The sequence below is a fragment of the Veronia pacifica genome, from assembly GCF_001707825.1.
Lineage (GTDB): Bacteria > Pseudomonadota > Gammaproteobacteria > Enterobacterales > Vibrionaceae > Veronia > Veronia pacifica.
Genome location: NZ_LYBM01000061.1, coordinates 1 through 21811, shown reverse-complemented (window position 1 = coordinate 21811; position 21811 = coordinate 1). Strand labels below are relative to the sequence as shown.

27 protein-coding genes are annotated in these 21811 nt (G+C 47.6%); 25 read left to right on the top strand and 2 right to left on the bottom strand.

The features are described 5' to 3' along the window. Positions 1-2 precede the first annotated feature (2 nt). Together A8L45_RS21485 and A8L45_RS21480 are read left to right on the top strand one after the other, a co-directional pair. Positions 3-593: a hypothetical protein gene (locus A8L45_RS21485; RefSeq protein ID WP_068905407.1), complete on the top strand. Its 591-nt coding sequence runs from the start codon at positions 3-5 to the stop codon at positions 591-593. A gap of 275 nt (positions 594-868) precedes the next feature. Continuing rightward, a complete protein-coding gene (locus A8L45_RS21480; RefSeq protein WP_068905406.1) occupies positions 869-1429 on the top strand; it encodes a Rha family transcriptional regulator in 561 nt (186 codons plus the stop codon). 38 nt (positions 1430-1467) lie between these two features. Here the strand turns inward: A8L45_RS21480 and A8L45_RS21475 are convergent, their stop codons facing one another. Further along, the gene (locus A8L45_RS21475) at positions 1468-4065 is read right to left on the bottom strand and encodes an HD domain-containing protein (protein WP_068905405.1); all 2598 of its coding nucleotides are present in this window, start codon (positions 4063-4065) and stop codon (positions 1468-1470) included. Positions 4066-4398: 333 nt separating this feature from the next. Here A8L45_RS21475 and A8L45_RS21470 point away from each other — a divergent pair, with 333 nt between their 5' ends. Further along, entirely contained in the window at positions 4399-4884 is a 486-nt protein-coding gene (locus A8L45_RS21470; RefSeq protein ID WP_068905404.1) for a hypothetical protein, read from the top strand. A 76-nt stretch (positions 4885-4960) separates the two neighbouring features. On the opposite strand, the gene A8L45_RS21465 is transcribed toward A8L45_RS21470, so the two are convergent. Beyond that, positions 4961-5761, bottom strand: coding sequence for an endonuclease I family protein (locus A8L45_RS21465; RefSeq protein WP_068905403.1), 801 nt, complete (start codon positions 5759-5761; stop codon positions 4961-4963). Between the two features lie 228 nt (positions 5762-5989). Here A8L45_RS21465 and A8L45_RS21460 point away from each other — a divergent pair, with 228 nt between their 5' ends. The 22 genes from A8L45_RS21460 to A8L45_RS21355 all read left to right on the top strand — a co-directional run. Then, on the top strand, positions 5990-6754 hold the full coding sequence (locus A8L45_RS21460; protein ID WP_217492201.1) for a hypothetical protein: 765 nt from the start codon (positions 5990-5992) through the stop codon (positions 6752-6754). Between the two features lies 1 nt (position 6755). After that, positions 6756-7607, top strand: a complete 852-nt coding sequence (locus tag A8L45_RS21455; RefSeq protein ID WP_068905401.1) for a hypothetical protein — start codon at positions 6756-6758, stop codon at positions 7605-7607. A 159-nt stretch (positions 7608-7766) separates the two neighbouring features. After that, positions 7767-8024: a hypothetical protein gene (locus tag A8L45_RS21450; protein WP_068905400.1), complete on the top strand. Its 258-nt coding sequence runs from the start codon at positions 7767-7769 to the stop codon at positions 8022-8024. After that, positions 8021-8485 (top strand): N-acetylmuramoyl-L-alanine amidase, encoded by a 465-nt coding sequence (locus tag A8L45_RS21445; protein WP_068905399.1) that lies wholly within the window; start codon positions 8021-8023, stop codon positions 8483-8485. Before A8L45_RS21450 ends, A8L45_RS21445 begins: the two co-directional genes overlap by 4 nt. Next, positions 8482-8937 (top strand): hypothetical protein, encoded by a 456-nt coding sequence (locus A8L45_RS21440; RefSeq protein WP_068905398.1) that lies wholly within the window; start codon positions 8482-8484, stop codon positions 8935-8937. Before A8L45_RS21445 ends, A8L45_RS21440 begins: the two co-directional genes overlap by 4 nt. Positions 8938-9050: 113 nt before the next feature. Beyond that, positions 9051-9671, top strand: a complete 621-nt coding sequence (locus A8L45_RS21435) for a DUF1441 family protein (RefSeq protein ID WP_245680791.1) — start codon at positions 9051-9053, stop codon at positions 9669-9671. Beyond that, positions 9655-11742, top strand: coding sequence for a terminase gpA endonuclease subunit (locus tag A8L45_RS21430; RefSeq protein WP_068905397.1), 2088 nt, complete (start codon positions 9655-9657; stop codon positions 11740-11742). Before A8L45_RS21435 ends, A8L45_RS21430 begins: the two co-directional genes overlap by 17 nt. After that, a complete protein-coding gene (locus A8L45_RS21425; protein WP_068905396.1) occupies positions 11739-11954 on the top strand; it encodes a DUF6148 family protein in 216 nt (71 codons plus the stop codon). The genes A8L45_RS21430 and A8L45_RS21425 overlap by 4 nt, the downstream gene beginning before the upstream one ends. Beyond that, positions 11947-13452 (top strand): phage portal protein, encoded by a 1506-nt coding sequence (locus tag A8L45_RS21420; protein WP_083228472.1) that lies wholly within the window; start codon positions 11947-11949, stop codon positions 13450-13452. The genes A8L45_RS21425 and A8L45_RS21420 overlap by 8 nt, the downstream gene beginning before the upstream one ends. Beyond that, positions 13436-15487 (top strand): ClpP-like prohead protease/major capsid protein fusion protein, encoded by a 2052-nt coding sequence (locus A8L45_RS21415; RefSeq protein ID WP_068905417.1) that lies wholly within the window; start codon positions 13436-13438, stop codon positions 15485-15487. The genes A8L45_RS21420 and A8L45_RS21415 overlap by 17 nt, the downstream gene beginning before the upstream one ends. Positions 15488-15563: 76 nt before the next feature. After that, positions 15564-15887, top strand: coding sequence for a capsid cement protein (locus tag A8L45_RS21410; protein WP_068905395.1), 324 nt, complete (start codon positions 15564-15566; stop codon positions 15885-15887). 2 nt (positions 15888-15889) lie between these two features. After that, positions 15890-16243 carry a hypothetical protein gene (locus A8L45_RS21405; RefSeq protein WP_068905394.1) on the top strand — a complete coding sequence of 118 codons (354 nt, stop codon included), beginning with the start codon at positions 15890-15892 and terminating at the stop codon, positions 16241-16243. Then, positions 16224-16739: a phage tail protein gene (locus tag A8L45_RS21400; protein WP_068905393.1), complete on the top strand. Its 516-nt coding sequence runs from the start codon at positions 16224-16226 to the stop codon at positions 16737-16739. The genes A8L45_RS21405 and A8L45_RS21400 overlap by 20 nt, the downstream gene beginning before the upstream one ends. Further along, positions 16711-17199, top strand: coding sequence for a hypothetical protein (locus A8L45_RS21395; protein WP_139122446.1), 489 nt, complete (start codon positions 16711-16713; stop codon positions 17197-17199). The genes A8L45_RS21400 and A8L45_RS21395 overlap by 29 nt, the downstream gene beginning before the upstream one ends. Beyond that, entirely contained in the window at positions 17171-17764 is a 594-nt protein-coding gene (locus A8L45_RS21390) for a phage baseplate assembly protein V (RefSeq protein WP_083228470.1), read from the top strand. Before A8L45_RS21395 ends, A8L45_RS21390 begins: the two co-directional genes overlap by 29 nt. Beyond that, complete coding sequence (locus tag A8L45_RS21385) at positions 17761-18093, top strand: phage baseplate protein (protein WP_068905391.1); 333 nt, start codon at positions 17761-17763, stop codon at positions 18091-18093. Before A8L45_RS21390 ends, A8L45_RS21385 begins: the two co-directional genes overlap by 4 nt. Next, entirely contained in the window at positions 18090-19064 is a 975-nt protein-coding gene (locus A8L45_RS21380; protein ID WP_068905390.1) for a baseplate J/gp47 family protein, read from the top strand. The genes A8L45_RS21385 and A8L45_RS21380 overlap by 4 nt, the downstream gene beginning before the upstream one ends. Continuing rightward, complete coding sequence (locus A8L45_RS21375; RefSeq protein WP_068905389.1) at positions 19048-19689, top strand: phage tail protein I; 642 nt, start codon at positions 19048-19050, stop codon at positions 19687-19689. Before A8L45_RS21380 ends, A8L45_RS21375 begins: the two co-directional genes overlap by 17 nt. Further along, positions 19686-20546, top strand: a complete 861-nt coding sequence (locus A8L45_RS24265) for a phage tail-collar fiber domain-containing protein (protein WP_068905388.1) — start codon at positions 19686-19688, stop codon at positions 20544-20546. The genes A8L45_RS21375 and A8L45_RS24265 overlap by 4 nt, the downstream gene beginning before the upstream one ends. Then, positions 20543-21331 carry a hypothetical protein gene (locus A8L45_RS21365; RefSeq protein ID WP_068905387.1) on the top strand — a complete coding sequence of 263 codons (789 nt, stop codon included), beginning with the start codon at positions 20543-20545 and terminating at the stop codon, positions 21329-21331. Before A8L45_RS24265 ends, A8L45_RS21365 begins: the two co-directional genes overlap by 4 nt. Before the next feature lie 19 nt (positions 21332-21350). Then, positions 21351-21584 (top strand): tail fiber assembly protein, encoded by a 234-nt coding sequence (locus A8L45_RS21360; RefSeq protein ID WP_068905386.1) that lies wholly within the window; start codon positions 21351-21353, stop codon positions 21582-21584. Positions 21585-21631: 47 nt separating this feature from the next. Beyond that, the coding region (locus A8L45_RS21355; protein WP_068905385.1) for a hypothetical protein at positions 21632-21811 on the top strand (180 nt) is incomplete at its 3' end.

The window sequence follows — 21811 nt, the reverse complement described above, 5'->3', positions numbered from 1 at the left end:
TTATGAGAATCGAACAGTTGCTAGGTAAATTTGGCTGTAAAGGCATCAACTACAGCCCGGACAAACAGGGGAAAGCCCTGTTCAGCGTAGAAGAACAGCTCGCCATGGTGGGCATACGCTGGAGCGACGCACCCACAGGCTGGCTGCTGCTGTTTCATGAGCTGCTTAATGATAAACACGCCTACCGCCAGCTCAGCGAACTCACCCTGCAAGAAGCCAGTAAAGAAATGACCGTATGGCGCGGAAACTACCCGCCACAGGCTATCCTTGCACTGGTGAGCACCGCCATACTCATTGCCAGTAACCTCAATGGCCGAATTTGCCCAGAATGCCGCGGCTCAGGCAAAACCATCAACCGACACCGCGTCACCCGCTCCTGCATTGCCTGCAAAGAAGGACGTGTGCCGTGGACCAACGAGACCAAATTCGCCGCCTTTTCACAAACCTTGCCCGTCCCCTACAGTCGGTTTAACCGCTACAAACCGATATTGGAAAAGCTGGTAGACTGGCTGACCACAGGCAGAGTGGCCGCACTGCTGGCGATACAAGGCCAGATAGAGAAAGAAAAGCAGGAGGCACAGAAAGTTGCCTAAGCAGTTGACAGAAAAACACTTTCAGCAGTATCCTCAAATGGCACTGGCAAAATCCAGTGCCGGGATTGAGACCCCGTTTGTAGACATAGGCGCATAGACGCCAGCTTCCTGCTGGTTTTTTTATGTGTAGCTTTCGCGCACCTGAACAATGGTGGGCTGGGCGAGGCCGCTTCGGTGGGCCGCTTCCTATGTCGCGGTAGTCTCAACCTTGTCCAGTTCGCACCCGGTGATTGAGACCCCCGTGTGGCGATAATATATCGGCATAGGAGGTCATTATGGCCACGGTAAACCTTGTTCCATCCAATGCAGTAGAAAATTCAAACGGTCAAATCACGACCACATCTAAAACTGTTGCCGCAGTATTCTCCAAGCAGCATCAGCATGTCTGCCAAAAAATCGAATCACTTGAATGTTCCGATGAGTTTCGAACCAGCAACTTTTCGCTGGTTAGTTATGAGCACAAAGGAAACACCTACAGATCTTGGGAAATGACCAAGGATGGATTTGTCTTTCTAGTGATGGGATTCACTGGCAAGAAAGCAGCGCTGATAAAAGAGGCCTACATCAACGCCTTTAACCAAATGGAACAACAGTTACGCCGTAACACACCACAACCATTCAAACGAGAGCGAATGTTAGTGGTGTGGGAAAACGGCAACCTCACAAGTTCCATCCCGCTACAAGACGATGAATTCATCACCAGTAACACCAAACTCCTGCAATACATCACCGAACCGGGATACATGAGCCTGCAAGAGTTGGTGGAACTGTCGAAGGTGACGAATGAAAGGATACTGGAGTTGACGAGCGCGAATATGCAGAGAAGGTTGGGGTAGAAATGGGAGAGCAGGCCTTGTGGCCTGCTAAGAAATAATCAATCTAAGCTAAACTCAAACCCCTCACAAAAAAAATCTTTTCCATTTACTTCTCCTATTAAAACGTTTTTTTCATTTTCTTTGAGTGAAAAGTTATCATGGTTAATACCTAAATAAGTTAATATTTCCTGTAAAACGATCGAAAATAAAGTTTTATTTTTTCTATTGGAATTCTCTTCATATGGCCATTCTCTTATTTTAGTACCGATATTAAGGAGAGAAGCTAAAGGATAGCTAAATTGACTATCAGTCCAAATGACATTATCATTAATGCAGATATCATTTTGTGATATTCCATATGGACCAATTATATAATGCCTCTCTACTAATATTATTTTTTTATTGCTTCTGATTTTTTCTTTTAGTTCTTCTATTTTCATAGGACCATTATTATCAGCAGCCACTACCAAATTTTTTGGATTATAAGCATAGCTAAGGAAAGTATTAGAGATCGCTAATTGAGTTTCAGTAGATTGTACATGCTTACTGTCTTTATAATAAGAGTTTATATATTCTTCCTGTTTTTCTATCCAATTTGAAATATGCTCAAATTGAGCTAATGGCACAGCATTATCTCTAGATGCTCGCGAGGAATAACCATTTAAGAATCCAATAAATTGACTAATATTTGTCGCTCTAAACCCACCAAGAGTAACTACACCAGACAGATTTAAACCTTCTATATATTGATATATTGGGTATAAAAAACCACGGCCTATAATTTTGTCACCAAGATAAATATTATCTATATGTGAGGTGAGTTCAATTAGTGTAGATAATTTTTCATTTATCTCTTCATCATTAATTGAAAGAACTCTTTGGATAAAACTTCTATCGCTGAGTGTTTTCCAATCATTAGCTTTTATTATTCTTTTTGGCTTACTTTCGGTTAGATCTCGGACATAAATGTCAACATCTACAGTCGGACACAGATGAGTGACAATTGTGCTCAAATCTGAGCTTCTTTTCATGCTATAATTATATATAGTGGTTATTTCTTTAATATTTATCTCATCGGAAAGATAAACGCGAACTCGTGTTCCTCCTTCTTTAATATATTCATAATTATTGGCATCTCTCAGTATCGGCCTATTTACCAAACCACCATCAAATTCTAAGACTTTACTATTTTGCCTAGCGTCTTCGAATCTACGTGTAGTGACCCTAACTTTATTTCCCCACATAAAACAGGAGAAAAAGCCTACACCATATCTACCAGTTGATGAAAACCCTTTACTCTCTAGACCCGGGAGTTCCTTATGCATTAAGGGTGTTCCCCAGAATGAATTTCCAAAGTCGAGAAATGGACCACAGAGAACATCTATGCTCATACCAATACCGGTATCTTCGACTTCAATAAATAATCCAGAGTCATCTTCACCTGCAGTTACTGTAACTCTCCCCCAGTCCTCATCTTCATCTTCCATGAAACGCCTTGCCCTGACTGCATCACATGCATTCTGAATCAGTTCTCTCAATGGAACTTGACTGTTATCTCCGTATAGTTGCTCACCACCAAGGTTTTTCACAAGTTTTGCAACGTCACCAACCTGAACGCTTGCATCTATGGGATGCCAACCCGCTGTACCTACTAAACGAATTAAAGTGTTGATATTATTTGCCCCGGCAACACCTCTTGCTTTGAGTCTTTGTTTATTGTTGTCGGCAAGAATTGAATCAACAAGCCTCAGCTCGTTATCAATCATTTTGATTGTTTCAAAACAAAGCCACCAACTCTGAGACTCATCGACCGAAAATGATGCTTTGGAGGTGTAAACCAGTCGTTCAGTCTCAAGTCTTGGCTGATATAAGCGTTGTTGGAATAGCCAGTGCATACTTGCAAAATCATTGGGGTTTCTAAGTGCCCTTAATCTTGCAGGAGCTCTTCTACTATCAATATGTGAAGCATCAGATACGCGTAAAATACATGCCAACTTGATAGTGTCTATACCCCACTCATTCGGCATACCACCAAATGCGCCCAGTCGCTGAGGGAAGTTTTCAACTAACTCTTCAGCATTCCACCAATGGCTATGAGCGATCTTACCAATGATATGTCCATAGGCTTCACGAAGTTCAGGATCATCGATCAACTTGAATTCGTTGTTGTCACCCCAAGATATAAGCGCCAACTTTTCAGCGTGTTTGGCATGCAATTCACGAAGAACAGTTTCAATGACTTCTTTTTCTAGTGCATCACTGCTTAGTTCTGGCTTTTTCCTCTCCAGATGCGCGTATGTATCCTTCCAAAGTAGCGTACTCTTCAGCTCACTGACGCCCTCTGGATAAGCGGCAAGGCCCATACCTAGGTCATGAATTAAAAATGCTCCGCCAAGAACAAAGGCTTCCGCTGGGTTTAACTTATAGTCATCTCCACAGATAAGAGATGCCATTTCCCATAATGCATCAATATGAGTTATGTCGTGGACAGTATAGTCGGGGAGATCTCGAATAATTTCTTGTGCAAGTAACGCAGCGTTGTTATGAAACTTTTCAAAGTTGGCTCTAAATATTTCTCGCTCTTTTGCGTGTTCATCATATTCTAATTGTTGGCTCAGTGATGATTGCCACAATGTTGTTTTTTCATAACTCGACATTTTACTTTCTAAAGTCCTAATTTATTAAATCAGTAGTGTGTTCTTATAAGTGTGAGTGTATCAAAATAGGTATGTGGGTATAAGTTATAAACGAAGTTACCAATCTAAAATTCACCATAATATTTTTAATTAAAAAGTTATCAATGTGACTAGAGTGTAACCAGGTGGTATTTATTTGTTTTTCATGGATAAATTGTAAAGTAAATATTAAAAAATAATATGTATTCCTTTTGCGGCACGCTTCAAATAATTAAACGAATACCAAAATCATAAAAATTTGATAGAGTAGCTATTACATTCATCATATTGCATTCTAGATATTTGGTATAAAAAATGTTCGAAGAAGAAACTAAAGTACAAGTGACAAAGGAAATCGTACTTGAGAGGTACAAATTTATTATTGAAAAGCAAAAGTATTTAGATTCATTGCTTCATAAAAATATGGACTTTTATCTCAAAGTAATAACTGCGATTATGGGAATATTCTTTTCTAGCGCCTCTATCTATAAAAATAAGCCAGAGATTATTAGCTTAGACTCACTGACACTCATGCTTGAGCTAACGTCTATCTTAACCATTTTTGTGAGTTCAGTTATTCTATTAATGACAGCATCAATTGCTTGCTCTTGGTTCGACTACCGAAAAGATGAAGTCAAAATCTTAGACCAAGTTGACGGTAGCTATAAGAGAGAAATGCCTAAGAAACGCAATTTCTGGCTATGGCATGAGTCAATATTTGCTTTCGCTCTCTCTATCATCATCGGCTTTTTTGTATTTGTAATATGTAATGTTGAATATTTCATAGGGTTGGTTAAGTAAGTCTCACTAGATTGCCAGCTCTGGCGAGCTGGCAATTAATAGATAACTATCTATTTTCTTTTTTTGCTTTATTTGGTTAGCTTTGGTGCGAGGGTTTGCACTCATTGTTGAAAACATCGCCTCCCCATTCAGGATTATCAATAAACGGATTCCGATTCCCCTGCCACTTCACCGCTTTTTCATGTCGCTGTCGTTCCCAGTCATCCACTGGGTCAGCAGCATGCCACGCAAGTAAGGAGCAGAGCTTACCTATCTTGGTTTTACCTGATTTGCTGGAAGTATCATTCACCAGATAGAGATCAGGCATATTGCCATCGTTCCCTTCATAGCGAATCGCCATATAGAAAATGGCGCGGGCGGTATCGCCTTTCACCGCATCGCGCGGCTCAAAGCTGTCTCTGTCGGTTTTGTTTTGTGGCGATTTAGAGAGTGGGGTGCCACCATTATCAAAATCTTTGTTAGAGCGTAGAGAGTTAATCTGCGCATCCGTCGGCTGTATGGCATGGATATCGGTATATCCCCACTGGTTTTTGCGCTTAAAACCAAACGACTTCGGCCACACATGCTCTCGGTTCCACGCATCACGGTCATTGGTGGTTGAGGCATTAAAGCTTTTCGCCTGGGAGCGACCACTGTAATAGAGAATAATGTTATCAGGATTAGCCGGGTCTTCGTTGGTATCCTTCAGCGCCGCCCACACTTGCTTGTACGTCAGCCGCTTATGCCCCCGCGCCGCAATCTCTCCCAGCACCTTCTTTAACGCTTGCCCACTCAGCCCCTCCGCTTCCGCGTAATACCCAGCAGGGTAGAGGGTTTCATCTGCCAATACGGGCAGGGTAACCAGTGCTGCTATTCCTAAAGCGAGATACGTTTTCATTGTGAGTCCTTTTTGGTGAGGGAGAGGGCTATACGAAATAATATGGAATTGTAGGCAATTATCACTAAGGTTACCTAAGTGTATTTTCAGTGTTAAATTTAGATATGTCTCTGTATATATTAAATTTATATGGTTGTAATGGCCTTGTGTGATGCTTAAGATATTGCCCACATTAATGGTATTTAAGAGCGTTTTTGATGAATGCTCCAAGATAACGAATAAAATTAAGTGAGAAAAATGATATTTGATTTTTCAAATTTAGATACAAAATTACTGATTGCTATTATTGCTCCAATATCTGCTTGTATTGGTTATTCATATCGTGCTCGAACAGAAAGTAAGAAGAAACAAAAAAGAGCATTGTATTTGATGTTAGAGGTTTGGCATCGTTTGTCTGTTAATTATAAAAAGGATTTTAGACCAGAATTCATTTATTTGTTTAAAAAAATAGAAAATAAAATTCCAGATTTAAAATTATCTGAAGACGATATTAATATTATGTATGATACTTTTGAGCCAGTCTTGCTTGAAAAAATGAAAGGAATCAGTCAGGAAGATTTGGAAGATTATCAAAATAAATTTAAAGAAGCTATCATACTTACTTCAGAAGATAATCCTATACTTGCTTATGAGATAAGTCATAGTGTATTAATCTCAAAAATAAGTGATGATGTTAACTCTATGTTCTCAAAGTTTTTAGGGAATAATACTTCTCAAGAAGAAAATGAAAGGAAATTAAGAAGGTTAGTTGAGAGTATATTTGATGTCAAAGCAATTGAAAGCTTAGAAGATGATGTGAAAAAAGTTGCAAGGTCCATAAGTATTTTTGATTTTATCAGAGTTAAAAATAAGATAAAAAAGAGAAAGAACTTTCTTTTAAATAGTCATAAGGCTGATCCTGAAATTGAAAGACTTGCTTCCTCTTTTTTAGATGGAGTAAAAATGCTATCAGAAGATAGTAATAAGAAACATAAAGCTGAGGCTGAAATTTAATATGCGCACTTTTTTATTACTTTTTGTTTTTATTATTTTAAAAAGTAGCGTTGTTTTTGCTGCTCAAAAAACTATTACTCTGAAAGCAACTCTGAAACAAGATTATCCTGTGAATACCTCTGATAAGGGATTCTCCAAAGGTTTTGATATGAAAAACTATACAAAAGGATATCTTGCAGAGTTTGCAGATGGCTATATTGATGTATCTGAACGCTTTGAATCAATTGATAAAGTTTGTGTTGAAGCTGATCTTTATAAAGAAGACAAGAGAGAGTTTCTATCTGCCACGTTTGTGCTTTTTGGTTACAAAATGCTGAGTGATGGACGACGTGATATTAACTTATATCAGATGACATCAGGTTCCTACATGAGCGGAGGAAAATCTGGTTTTAAGAATTGTTATGTTGATACGGGCTTTGAGAAAAGTTTCATCCGTGAGGGTAAAATCGCTTTCTCTCCTTTCACATCAAGTAAAGATACTTTCATTACAGATATAAAGTTTACGATCACTGGTGAGCCAAAGAGCCGAGCAAAATTACTTACTATTGATGCTGACTCTCATACAATAGGTGCCAATCAAGGCCAGATGCTCAGTTACTTGATAGAGGCGGGAAGGAAATACGAGATTAAGCTTGTTAATAACAACGCAACGCATAATCGAAATAGAAATATTTTTAAGTCTCTTGGAGTAGCTTTCTCTGATGTGAACCAAAACCGTGTCATTAGAGCGGTCGAGTTTGGGAAACCGCTGGTTGTTATTACTCAGGGAAAACTGGATTTCTTTCTTATTGGTGATGAATTTGAAAATATGGGAAGGATTGACGTGAGTATAAAAAAACTCGCTTTAAACTAATCTCAACATCTTGTGCCTGAGTGTTGACACTCACCACTAGATGATGCAATATTTCCATATTGCAGAGCCTCACCTTTTCGGTGGGGCTTTTTTGTTTCTACCATATTCATTCCGCTAAGCCGCCTTATTTGGGCGGCTTTCTTGTATCTGGATTTCCTTATGTCAGCAACCATCACACCACAATCTGAATTTAATCAAACCAAGTTGTTTATCAGCCTTACCTCGGGCGTCATCTTAGCGGTGCTGCTTTGGGTAGGGTCAACCGTTAACAGCACTCAAATCGCGGTCGCCAAGTTACAGACTGAGCTGATCAGCCTTCGGGCAGATCTGGCGGAGTCGTCAGAGCGCAATAAGGTTTTCCAGCAAGATTTACGGAGCCTTGAACAACGAGTGCGAGATTTGGAGACCAAGCGATGAAACCTCAATGTATTACTGTTCACTGCAGCGCCACTATTACTGCATTAGATGTGGGTGTGAGCGCCATTCGTGACTGGCATCTTGATAAAGGTTGGTCTGATATTGGCTATCACTTTGTCATTCGCCGAAGTGGGCTGGTTGAAAAGGGCCGTCCGCTTACTCGTTCTGGCGCCCACGTAAAGGGACACAATAAAAACAATGTCGGTATTTGCTTGGTCGGTGGGCTGGGTAAAGACCATAAGCCTGAATGTAATTACACACAGGAGCAGTTCACAGCCTTACGTGAGCTCATCACTGAGCTGTGTGGTCAGTATGGTATTCGCCGTGAAAACATCGTCGGCCATCGTGATTGGTTCCCAGATATTAACGGCGATGGTGTGGTAGACGATGAAGATTGGCTGAAAGCCTGCCCGTGTTTTGATGTTCAGCAGATGTTGAACGAATGGGAGAGTGCCGCATGAGTATCTGGGGGCGTATATTCGGTACCAGTCAGGCGGTTGAGTCGATGGTTGAAGGCGTGAAAAGCGGCCTCGATGCTTTGGTGTATACCGATGAAGAAAAAGCGACCGAGGCTGCCAAACAACGAACCGAAGCGCGAGCCATGGTGATTCAATGGATGCAGGCAACACAGGGCCAGAACCTGGCACGTCGGTTAATTGCGTTGGTGATCACCGGGGTATGGGTATTGCAGCATTTAGCTGGCATGTTGCTTTCGGTTATTTCTATATGGGCACGCGTGCCCACCCCTTATGAAACGTCTGCCAGAGTGATCAGCGAATCCGCTCATCAAATGAATGGCGCAGTGATGTTGATCTTGGGTTTTTATTTTGCTGCCCCGCATATGGGGAGCATTGCTGAGGCGGCGCTGAGGCGTTTTGGCACGGTACCAAACAGGGCAGATAAACCCGCATAACAGGCCAGTCGTCTGGCGTTTTCTTTGGTTCTGCCCGCTTTATCCTCCCAAGTCGCTGGCCCCTTTGTCAGCGCAATGTGTAGTAAGCCCGCGTGGGTATCTCGCTGTAATGCATGTTAGCGATGACGGGTACTCCTTTGCCCAAAGCGCGTGTGATCGTCAAAAAAGGTATCAGCCAGCCTTGTCAGGCACAAACCGGAAACGTCAGTCCGGGGGCGAGTAAAGGCGTGACGGCTGGAGAGACAGCTTGTTTTTATGAGGTAGTAATGAATGAGAAAAGACTCTGGAACTTGTCAGAACTTGAGGCGTTTGGGTTAAACCGCGCCACAATTCGAAAACGCCTTAAAGCCGTGGGCATAGAGCCTGTGGCAACGGGCCGCAGTAATACACCGCTTTATGATGTGATTCAGGTGGCACCGCATTTGTGTCAACGACCTATCAAAGAAACCGACGCCCCCGATTTAATGGGCTTTAAAACTGCCGCTGAGTTGCGGGCCTATATTCAGGCCGAGCGTGAGAAGCGTGGGCTGGGTGAAGACTGTAAAGACCTTATCACCCGGGAAGATTACGAGAACGAGATAGCCACCTGCATTGCTGCCATCAAGAAGTTCGCCAGTACGGCGATCACCCGTGTTGAATCGGCCATACCTAACGCCACTGGGGAGCAATTAGAAAGCCTTGAGGCGCTTTACAATTTTGATTTGAAGGCGGTCAGCCATGAAATATCCGTTTGACCAACGACTGGGCATTGAGTTTGCAGATGCGGCTGATATTCGTCGCTCCCTCGCGTATTTGTGCGCGCCGACAGATAAAACACCCGTGGAGGCGGCGGACGAAGATTTGTGGATCTCAGATGGTATGGATACCACTAAGTTTCTGAGCACTATGACGCCCTATATGCGTGAGCCGATGGATGCGCTGGCAAGGCGTATTTATGAGGCGGTGATTGTGGTTGGCCCCGCCCGTTCAGGGAAAACCAAGGCGTTGGTGGAGGGCTGGATTAACTATGCGGTGACCCAGTCGCCCGGTGACATGCTGCTGATTTACTCCACCAAAACCAAAGCGGTGGATATGAGTAAGGTCGATTTGGACCGTTGCTTTAGCACCACGCCTAAGATTAAGGCGCTGCGTACCGGACGGAAGTCAGATGACAACATCACCAGTAAGCAGTTTAAAAACGGGATGATCCTGAAACTGGACTCGGCTACTGAGACCAGTTTATCTGCCTCGACCTACCGCTATGCCGGTTGCACCGACTATGACCGTTCTGATGATTCGGTTGGTGAAGAGGGGAACAAATTTCAGCTAATGCTGAAGCGTATCCAGAATGCCAAAAGTTCAGGTATGGCGATGGCTGAAAGTTCGCCGGGTAGGGTGGTGCGTCATCCTAAAAAACCAGAAGAGCTGGCCCCGCATGAGGCGCAGCCTTGTTCTGGGATCATGCAGTTATTTAATCAGGGCGACCGCCGCCGCTTTTACTGGCAATGCCCAGACTGTGAGGCGTGGTTCCGACCTGAATTTGAGGTGCTGAAGTGGGAAGAAAGCGACGACTTTCAACGCGCTGCCTCAACCGCATATTGTGAGTGTCCACGTTGCACACATCGAATAGACGAAACAGATAAGGGCGCGATGAACCTTGCGGGGCGATGGTTCCCCGAGGGCGCGATTGATGAGTTTGGCCTTGAGGTAAGTGATCCGTCTGTGGTCAGACAGGCCAAGTGGGCGACCTTTTGCTTTGAGGGTGTTATCGCAACTTATCAAGGCTGGGAGAATCTGGTTTATCGCTTCCTCACAGCTAATGATTTATATGAAAACAGCGGTGATGAGGAACGCCTGAAGTCGTTTTTCAACGTCGATGTGGGGCGTTCTTATATCATCCAGAATCACTCGCAGGATATCGGCGCCCATGAGCTACAACTGAGAGCAGAAGAGAACCCGTATCAGCGGGCCTATGTTCCCGACGGGGGACGTTTTCTGATCATGACAGTCGATGTACAGGGCGGGCAAAATGCCCGCTTCGTCATTCAGGCTCAGGTGTTTGGTGAGGGCCTGCAACGCTGGGTGATTGACCGCTTTGACATCACGCAAAACCCCAATCGAAACGGTGACCGCATTAATCCGGCGGTGTATGCCGAAGACTGGGATTTACTGGTTGAGCAGGTCATTAAACGTGCCTATTCACTTGCAGACGGCTCCGGTAGAGTCATGAAACCGCTGCTGACGCTCTGCGATTCTGGCGGGTCGGCAGCAGTACATAACAACAAAGCAACGTCAGTGACTGAACTGAGTTATCAGTTTTACAACCGCTTGAAGGGCAAGGGGCTGAGCCATCTTTTCCGTTTGGTGAAAGGAGCAAGCCGTCAGCAGGAGGCGCTGGTCAAAGAGAGCCACCCTGATAAACGCAGTAAACATGCCCACGGTGAAATCCCGCTGTTAATCCTTCATACCAACCGACTGAAAAACCGTGTGTGCGCCAGTTATGGCCGCGCTGAGTTTGGATCGCGCTTTTTCTGGTTACCGAGCTGGGCAGAGCGTTGGTGGTTTGAGGAATTAACCGCTGAGTTTGTCGATGAGAACGGGGACTGGCAAAAGCCAGAAAGGGCGCGCAATGAGTCGTTTGATTTATGTGCCTATGCAGAGGCGGGTATGCACTACAAGGGCGGTGATGAGATTAACTGGCAGAACCCGCCTGCATGGGCGGCGGAATGGCAGTTTAACAGTAATGTGGTGGATGCGGATCAGGCGCTGGTGTTTGAGAGAAAAGGCCGCTCACGATACCGACATTCTAAGGGGATTTTTGGATGACGTTAGCCAGTGATCATGAGCGTTTGCAGTGGTACCTCAATGCGGAAAAGAAGATTTTGATGCAGCAGTCGGTTGAGACGGCAGAGGGCGAAAAGCTGACGTTTGCCAGCCTTGCCACGGTACGCCGTGAAATTGAACGGTTGCAGGCATTGCTTGCTAGTCAACGCAACGGTGGCAGGCGGTCGATGATTCGGAGAAATTACCTTGAATAGACTCAACCTGATTGACAGGGCGGTGAGTTATTTTAGCCCTGAAGCCGGGTTGCGCCGAGCTCAAAACCGTCAGCTGTTAAACCGCTATCAGGCGGCTCTCCCCAGAAACCCCAATACCCGCAAACTCAACAAAAAATCGACAGGCAGTGCTAACCAGCTCAACCGCGACGCCAAGCATTTAATGGAGCGGGCGCGGCATTTTGATGAGAACAATCCGCTGGTGACGGCCATTTTTGATGAGCTGTGTGTGAATGTAGTGGGGCCAAACGGGATCATGATTGAGCCGCAGCCATTGGATAAAAAGGGTGAGGTGCATGCGGCGTTTGCGCAGGCGATCAGTAAGTGGCTGGAGCAGTTTTCGCTCCATCAGAATATCGATGGTGAGTTAACCCGGGCTGAAACCGAGTATCTGGCCTGTCGCACCTGGCTGCGTGATGGTGAGGTATTTGGCCGTTTTTATATGGGTAACCATCCAGAGATTGCTTATCCAACTGCAACGCCGTTTGCGGTGCAGCCGTTCGAGCCAGATTTCATTCCACGCAACATCGAAGAGGAAGAACGCAATCTGCTGGAGGGGATTCAGCGAAACCGTTTTGGTCAGGCGGTGAAGTATCTGATTCAGAAAGACCGGCACGGCTTTGTGTTTTCTGAGGTCGATGCGCAGTTTATGGCGCACCTGAAATTTACCAAGCGCTTTCACCAGAACCGCGGCGTGTCGATGCTGCATGCGGTGCTGGACCTGATTGCCGATATGGAAGATTACGACCAAAGCGAGCGGATCAGTGCGCAGATAGCCAGCCGCTTTTCTTACTTCATTAAACGCGACCCCAACATTCCTGATGGTGACAGTTTTCGCGGTGCTGGCGATGAGGTGGATACCACGCTTGGTTATGGCAACTCGTTTGAGTTGGCGCCCGGAGAAGATGCTGGCGTGGTCGAGAGTAACCGCCGCGAGGCAATGAGTAATCCATTCCGTGAGGGCCAGCTTCGGCTTGCGTCAGCAGGCAGCATGGTGAACAGCTCCAGCGTGACACGGTTGTACGACGGCAGTTATTCGGCACAGCGTCAGGAGCTGATTGATTCGTTTGGGCGTTATCGGGTGCTGCAGCGCAAGTTCGTTACGGGCTGGACCCGGCCTCAGTATCGGCTGGCGCTTCAGATGGCGTTGTTGTCCGGTGAGCTCAAACCGCCCCGTGATGTGGATAAAGGCTCTGTGTTGAATGCGATTTATCAGGCACCTGTGATGCCGTGGATTGATCCGGCTAAAGAGATGACAGGCGTTCAACTGGGGGCGCGTTTGGGGCTGCATTCGCTGAGTCATTCTCAACGCGAACGAAACATTAACCCGCTGTCTACGCGGCGTGAAATTCAGGCCGAGCGTGAGGCGATGAAAGAGATGGGCATTGTGAGTGTGGCTGACCCGTCTCACAACGTGGTGGAGTCCATTCAGCACGACAAGGAAAACAACAAGAGGGATGAAGATGCCAAGCAAGAATAAACGCTGGTTTACCCTGAAAAATGAGGGTGATGAACAACCAGTAAAGGTTTGGGTTCACGGTGATATTGGTGCCTATGACATCGAGGCAATGGACCTAATCCGTGCGTTGCAGTCAGTCGGCACTCAGGATGCTGAATTTCGTGTGCAAAGCTACGGCGGCTCAGTCTATGAAGGGCTGTCGATGTATAACGCGATCAGGGCGCACAAGGGCAAAACAGTTGCCATTGTGGATGGTCTGGCGGCATCAATTGCCACTTACTTTCTTATGGCCTGCGATGAAATCCAGATGCCTGAGAATGCCTATCTGATGATCCATAACCCTTCAATGGGAGCATGGGGCGGCGAGAGTGAGCTTGAGAGCGCTTTGACTCAGCTTAAAAACTCAAAGCAAACCATTGCAGAGGCATACGCCGAGAGATGCGGCAAGCCGATACACGATGTGTTAGCAGCCATGCACCAAGAGACATGGTTTACCGCGCAAGAGGCGCTGGAGTTTGGCCTGATCGACAAGGTGGTGGATGCGGTGGACTTATCCAATTGTCTGCAAGCCACTTCAGAGGATGCGCTCAAGGCATTTAAGCAACCTCCGGCTGTACTGATGAATCATCTTAAGCCGGTACCGGATGTACCCGAAGAAAATACGGATGAGCCGGAAGGAGAACCGGACCCGATTGAACCACCTCCTTTAGCTGCATCAGCAAAGGACACTAACCCGCCACAACAGGTAACTGAAAATATGTCAAAACCTACTGATAATGCTGCGCTGCTTGAGGCGGCGAAGAAAGAAAATAGTCGCCAGTCTGCCATCCGAGCTTTGTGTGCACAGCATAAGGTGAAGGATACGCTGCGCGATGAGATGCTGAACGATGTGAACTGCTCTGAGTCTGATGCGGCACAGAAGATTCTGGCGGCAATTGGCGCCCATTCAGCGGCTGGCTCTGAGTCAAGCACTCCCGATAATATCAGCGATTCACACATTCGTGCAGACAACGGAAACATCACCAAGGATTCCCTGCAGAATGCGTTGCTGGCCCGTTGCGATGTTGCTGAACTGGAGAGTGATAACCCGTATAAGCTGAAAACCCTGCTTGATATGGCTGAGATTGCCATTGGCGGTGAAGCCAGTAAATGCAGCAGTCGTAATGAGCTGGTGGCGCGGGCGTTTAACTCTGGAGACTTCGCGGAGATCATCACCGAGAGTATCCGCACTGTGATGGTGGATGAGAAGAAACTGCGTGCGCCTTTGTTTCGTCAGTTGGCGAACACGGAGAACTTGCCCAACTTTAAAGAAACCGATCTGGTGACAATCAACGATGCGCCGGATTTGATGAATGTGTCGGAAGATGGTGAGTATAAGTCTGCGCTGTTAACCGGAAGTGGCGAGAAGATTCAGTTGGCGACCTTTGGCCGTGAGATTGGCTTTACCCGTCAGGCCATCATTAATGACGAAATCGCGTTGATCTCTAAAGTGCCGCGTAAGTTCATGCAGTCTGGTTACCGCCTTGCTGACAAGCTGTATTTCAATGCCATTTTCTCGGGAAAGATGGCGGACGAGAAGGGCATTTTCCTCGCTCCGGCTGCAAAGAAGTGGGGCAACCTGCGCACTAACATTCCAAAGAACGACTATCAGGCGTTGATCATGGCGCTGCATAAGTCGTTTGCGACCACGGTTTCATCCGGTGGTGACCCCCTTGATTTGCGTGGTGAGCTTCTGTTAGCAAACCCTGACCACGCGGGCTATTTGGAAGCGGTGCTGAACACGGCCAGTAAGCCAGATACCTTCAACCCTGCCTATAAGAAGTTCGACAAGGTGATCGAAACCGCCCGTATGGCTGACGTGAATGGTGCGATTGCGCTGACGGGTAAGGACTTTGACTCTGTGGTGATGGGTTTCCTTGATGGTCAGACTGACCCTTGGCTGGAAACCAGTGACGGCTGGACAACCGAAGGCGCGAAATTCCGCATTACCTATGACATTACCGCCAAAGTGGTCGATCGCCGAGGTGTGGCAAAGGCGGAATTTAACGCCTCCTAATTTCAGCTCTCTTCAATAACTCAATCACTCAGAGGCGCGTTGGCGCCTTTTCTGTTTCTGAATACAGGTAAACGCTATGCATATCGCAGAAGGTAAAAAGATAGATATTGTCGCGCCCGAGGGCGGTGTCGATAAGGATGTGCCGATTAAATACGGTGCGCTGATTGTGGTACCTCACTTGTCTGTACCTGGCGGAACGGTGGTGTCCGCACGTTACACCGGGCTTTTTGATGGTCCACTTAAGCCGGGAGATGAGCCCGCTTTTCGAGGTGAACCGGCTTACTTCAAAGACGGTGAGTTTACTAAAACCAAACCGACTGAATCCGGTCAGGTGAAGGTGCCGATTGGTGTGTTTGTTGATGGCGGTGTCTTACTCACTGGCGTTCAACTGGCAGGCTGATCATGAGTAGCCTTTTTGACTCAGCGCGGGGACTTCTCCGCGCTTCCATTGTTGCCAATTTTGGCAACCCTTTCACAGTGACACTCCCTGATGGCACGTCTAAAGAGGTGAGCGGCTATGTCCGTTTTTCCGAAAGTGAGGGGGTAAAGGCTTACCGTTTTCTGACGGATGCTGAATTACCTTGCGGAAGTTGGGTGACCCATAAACATGCGCCATACCGCCTGAGTTTTTCGGCGATGGCAAAAGGGCGGGGCAATGATGTAAGCCAGCTTATCCGTGAGTATGTGATGAGCCATGCCCCTGATGAGCCGCAACAACACGCTGAGGCCAAACATAATGAGTGGTCTGAATTCTAAAATGTGGGTGGATACCGACTTTCTTAACAAACTGAATGCCCTGCCGGATGATATAGCCAAAGCCGCCCACCGCGCCGTTAAACGCACCAATGAATGGTTTCGGGCAGTGACAATGGCGGAGCTGGGTTATTCGCTGGAAATTGACCAGAAAACCGCCCTACGCACCCGTTTTCGTGTGTACAACCGACGTGGAAGCCGCGCCCGTTTATGGGTGGGTATTCGTGATATTGGCGTTCATCGTCTGGGTGCTCCGAAGCAACTCAAAGATGGGGTGGCGGTGGGCAAACAGTTTTTTAAGCAAGCCTTCATTTCTCCCATGAACAGCAGTGAGCTTTTGGTGTGGCGACGCACCGGGAAAAGCCGCAAATCTATCCGCCTTGTTACCCTTGAGATTGCGGGTGAGGCGGAGGACATCATAGGCACCTACCAGATAGAGCTTAACCGCAAATTTCAGGAGTATTTCTCTCGTGAATTCCACGCCCTATACCGCGCCTAGCCAGTATGTAAACGCTGTGGTGAGTGCGTTGGCAAGCCGCCTTAATATTCAGATAGACAGTGTTTACCAACGCGAGGCCGAGACCCTGAGCCGCGCCAAGGTGTGCTATCACACAGGGGAAGTTGACACCACAGGCTTTGCCAATGATGGCCGCAAACAGCATGAGATTGAGCTGCGGTTTTTGGTGTATGTGCCCCTGTCCGGTGACTTTGAGCTTGAGGCACTGGATTTATCAACTCGCATTGAGCGTGAGCTGCTGCTTGAAACCTTTAATGACGGCAAGCAGCAAGACAGCTTACGGATTGTGAGCAACATGCCCCGGCAGTTTGTCCCGGAGCAGGGATTTTACCTGCGTACGGTGACGGTAAAACAGACTGTCCGTATGGGCGGACTGGATGACCCGGACAGGCAAATCATCGGAGGCATACTGCATGATATTCACACTGATCAAGCGTATTGAGTCACTGGAAAATGAGCTGATTGCGGTGCGTGAAGAGCTGGAAGCCAACCGCCTTGCAGCGGCAAATGGCATTCGTCTTGGGGTGGTGACAAACCCCGCCGCCGCCACCGTTGATGTGGTAACGGGCGACAACAAAGCTACCGGGGTGCCTTTCTTGGTGATGTGCTCGGGCAAGGTCAGCCATTACCGCCGCCCCTCAGAGGGTGAGCAGTGCCTGCTGGTTAATCTGGGAAGTGGTGACAACCTCAACAATGCGGTGGCGCTGATGGGCTTGCCCTCTGACCGCTACCCGGTACCGACCACCAAGGCCAATGAGGTGATGACCGATTACGGCGGTGGCATGACTGAGGTGTATGACCTTGAGAAAGGCTCACTAACGGCCAAGTATCCCGGCGGTTTGAACATTGTGGGCGATACCCGGCAGACAGGCGCGATAACGGCGACCGGGGATATAACCGACTATACCCGCTCAATGCAGGCTGACCGCGAGATTTTTGATGGTCACGACCACAACGAATCCAACTTGGTGAAAACCGAGGTACCCAACCAGAAGCAAGCCGAATGATAGCCATTGACCCCGAATCAGGCCGCACAGTCACCGGTGAGGCGGCGCTGCTGTGCCGATTCAAAAAGATATTAACCACGGTACCAACCAGCCGCGCCAAGCGGCGGGAAGTAGGCAACCGCGCCCTGAGTTTGCTGGGAAAGCGGCAGACACCCACCACGGCAATGATAGTGCAGAACCTGACTTTGGAGGCGTTGTCTCTGCCTGTTAATGGCCTGACAGAATTCACTGCCACACGCTGCCAAGCCAACCCGACCAAAACAGGGTTTGAGGTGGCGGTGTATGGAATATGGCAAGGCCGCACACTGACCTTAACGGGGGCACTATGACCACACCCGACGCATTCAACACCCCGGACTTTGAGCCTTTACTGGCGGAGTATATCCAGCATGTCATTGAGTATGTGACGGTGAAAAAGCCCGAGCTTGCCGGGGCGATCACGGAGGCTCTGAGCAATGAGGGTGAGTTGCTGACACAGGTGATTGAAGCCCTGATATTAAAGCGGATTGCCGAAAAGCGCGAAGACAACCACCAAGCGATGCAGATGTTTAGAAAGTTTGTCACTGACTCTGACATGGTGGATCTACTGGCGCTGCAATACAACCTGAAACGGCAGGTGCTTGAGGCGGCTGACGACAGCGTTTATCCCCCAAAGCCTGCGGTGATGGAATCCGATCAAGAGTTGTTGAGGCGCTTTGATTTGGCACCTTATCAGTTTCACACCACAGGGACGCGCAAGGGCTATCAGTTTCACGCTTTGACACTTGGTGAGCGCCCAAAAATTTCAATGCACACAGAGCCGGACACATTGATTGTGCGTTATGACTTTCCCAAAGAGCTTGCCCCTCAGCGTGTCAAAGATGCGCAGGCGCGTATGCTGACGCCGCACTCCGGCAAGGTTGACGTCGCCATACTCAGCCGTGAGGGGGATGGCACCGCCAGTGATGCGTTATTGAATCGGGTGAGTGACTACCTTAACCGGGACGATATTGCGCAGGAAAGCGACCAGCTCACCACCCGATCTGCGGTGATTAAACCTTATCGCATTGTTGCCACGCTCTACACCGGGGCTGACCCGCTTCACCATGTGACAACCGAAACCGCAGAGAAAGTGGCGACAGAGTTTGCGGATAGGGCGCACCGTCTCGGTGGGCATGTTGACCGCCTGAAAATTGGTGAGGTGCTTTATGGGCTAGACCCGAAGCGGGTCAGCCTGACGGAGCCTGCTGCTGATATTGAATGCGGATGGGATGAAGCCCCGCATTGTACGGAGGTGATCATTCATGTCAGCGCCGACTGATTTTATCTCCATTCAACCCGAAAACCGCAGCACTCTTGAGGAAGCCCTTGAATATGGTTGGCACCGTCTGATTGAGACGGCTGAGCGCCCTTATCCCGACCTCAGACAACCTATGCAGACACAGGCCGCATTTGTTGCCTTGCTTGCCAGTGAGCGCGGGGTGCTGGACTGGCAACCCGGCGACTCATTGGATCAGCACCGGAAAACGACAGAATACGCCTTTGAAATTCACAGTAAGGCAGGTACCCGGCACGGCCTCAAAGCAGGACTTCAGGCACTGGGCTGTGAGGCAGTGGTGATGCCGTGGTACCAAACGGGCGAGGCATCTTACTCACTGGCAGTGGAGGTCTCACAGGAAAGGCCGTTTGATCGCCGGATGGCTGAGCGGGTGCAAAAGCGACTTGATGCGACCAAAGCGGAGCGAGACACGATTGATTTAACCCTTGCCCACGACACACAAACAGGTTTCATGCTGTCGGGCGCGATCAGTCGGCCACTTATCGATCAGGAACATACTGCCACAGGCGAGATGCCGGATGATTCCGCCTGCCGTGGCACCTTGTCTTTTTATGGCGCAACGCAGCGTGTGCTTGTGTCTGACTTCTCACCCGGAGCAAAACTATGAGCACAAATAATGGGGTGGTGCAATTTACCTCAACAGGTTTGGCGGAGCTTATCAACGCCAAGCAACAAGGGCTGAAAGGGGCAATTAAATGGATTGCCGCAGGCAGTGAAAGCTACACACCCAGCGCAGGACAGACTGCCCTCAGAGCGGAAAAACAGCGCGAACCCGTGGATGACTTTGAAGAGATAAGCCCAACCCGCCTGAGAATGGCGGCGGTATTCAAAGGCACCAGAGAGTTTGAGGTGCGTGAGATTGGCTTTTTTCTCGCAAGCGGCACCTTGCTTTGTGTTTACTCCGCCCCTGATACCTTACTGGCGTACAAGTCAGCCAATGCTAATTGGCTGGAAAAGTTCACCCTTGATATCTCGCCGTTACCCACTGACAGCGTGACCATTGAGGCGGGTAACGACAACATCAACCTGCTGATGGCGGGTGAGGTCGCAAAGCTGACGAATGCGGCTCTCAAAGCCATGAGTAGAGATATCGCACAGGATGAGAAAAGTCGTGAGCTTACAAAAAGTCTCAACGAGCAGGCTGTATCGCTGGAGACCCTGAAAACGTGGATAGAGCGCCACATCGAAAGCGCCGACTTTGGTCAGAAAATAAAATTTCAGCAATTGTTTACCCGGCTGGCAGAGGACAGAGAGGACATTCTGTCGCTGTTTCAACGGTATAAAGAGGAGATATCGAGCCGCTTAACTGAAAGCGAAGAGAAGATATTGGCTCTCTTAAACGACGACAAAACGGCGGTGTTGTCTGCTCTGACTGCTAACGCCCGCGCAAACCTAAAAACGATGGCGAGACAGTTGGAGATACTGTTTCGACTGAGAGATCTTGAAATGGAGAACGACCGATGAGTATTGAGCAACAATTGGCTGACGTGGTAGACAGTGCAACAGCACTGACCGACCAAGTAGTGGGTAAGATGGCTGAGATTGACGACAAGGTTAATCATATCACCGAGCACGCACAAAACGCAGTAAACGATGCTACAAACAAACTGGGTTTCATGGCAATGAATCGAAACCATAGATTATCAGCATACATAACCAGCCCCGAAGCTAACAAGCATGGCGTTATCAACAAATATCCGATGTGGTGGGGGATAAAAAGAGACGTGATCGAGAAATGCCATCTTGAACTTATTCCTGTCTTATCGGGAGAAGACCCGGATAACCGACACCCAGAGGCGCGTGAGCTAGTTGAATTAATCGGTATGGAAAATTTACGTCACTTTTCAGGGGGGTTGTTTCATATTCTAAAAATCACTGTATTGGATGAAACAGTCAGTGAGGCTGAAGGATGGGCAATGTATATCGCGGATCAACATATTAAAGCCAATCCTGCAACGACATTCTTGTGCTACGCGAAAGTGAATGCCAAAGGGCATGCAAGCTGGCTTGGCTCAGATACCGACGGTGAATGGGTACAAAAAAGGTCTCTGCTAGATAGTAATAAACCCGGCTCGTATGTTCATGTTGATATTAACTTTCATAATAGTGTTGAGGTAGGAGATGAATTTTTTCTGGCTCTTCCGTCGGTTGTTCCGGGTGTGTGGCCGGACGGAAAGAAACACGGAGTATTGTACAACCTGCATGACAAAATCAATGAGCGACTCATTTACATAGAAGACAAACTGTAATACGTGAAAGGATAAGACAATGAATGAATCATTTTTAGTCACACCGGGCGGTTTGGTCGATATTGATTGGTATGATGCCAAAGAGAAACGCAACTATTTATTGAAAGACACCGACTGGACACAAATGACAGATGCACCACTGACCGACCAACAACGCACCGCCTATGCGGAATATCGACAAGCCCTGCGCGACTTGACGCAGACGTTTGCAAACCCTGCCGATATTATCTGGCCGATTAAACCTACCCACTAACAACCGCCCAGACAGGCGGTTTTTTTAACCCTCCACAGGACACTTCTATGGCAACCCAAAAACCTGATGCTGCACCGGAAACGGGGCGGCAGGATTATCCGATCCTGGCACCTTTTCGTTTGCAGGGTCGATGGCACCACCCAGAGGATAAAACCCTCTCACTTTCCCCGGCGCAAGCCTACCCACTAATGCTGAATGAAAAAGTGGGCGAGCCTTTGAAAGCCAAA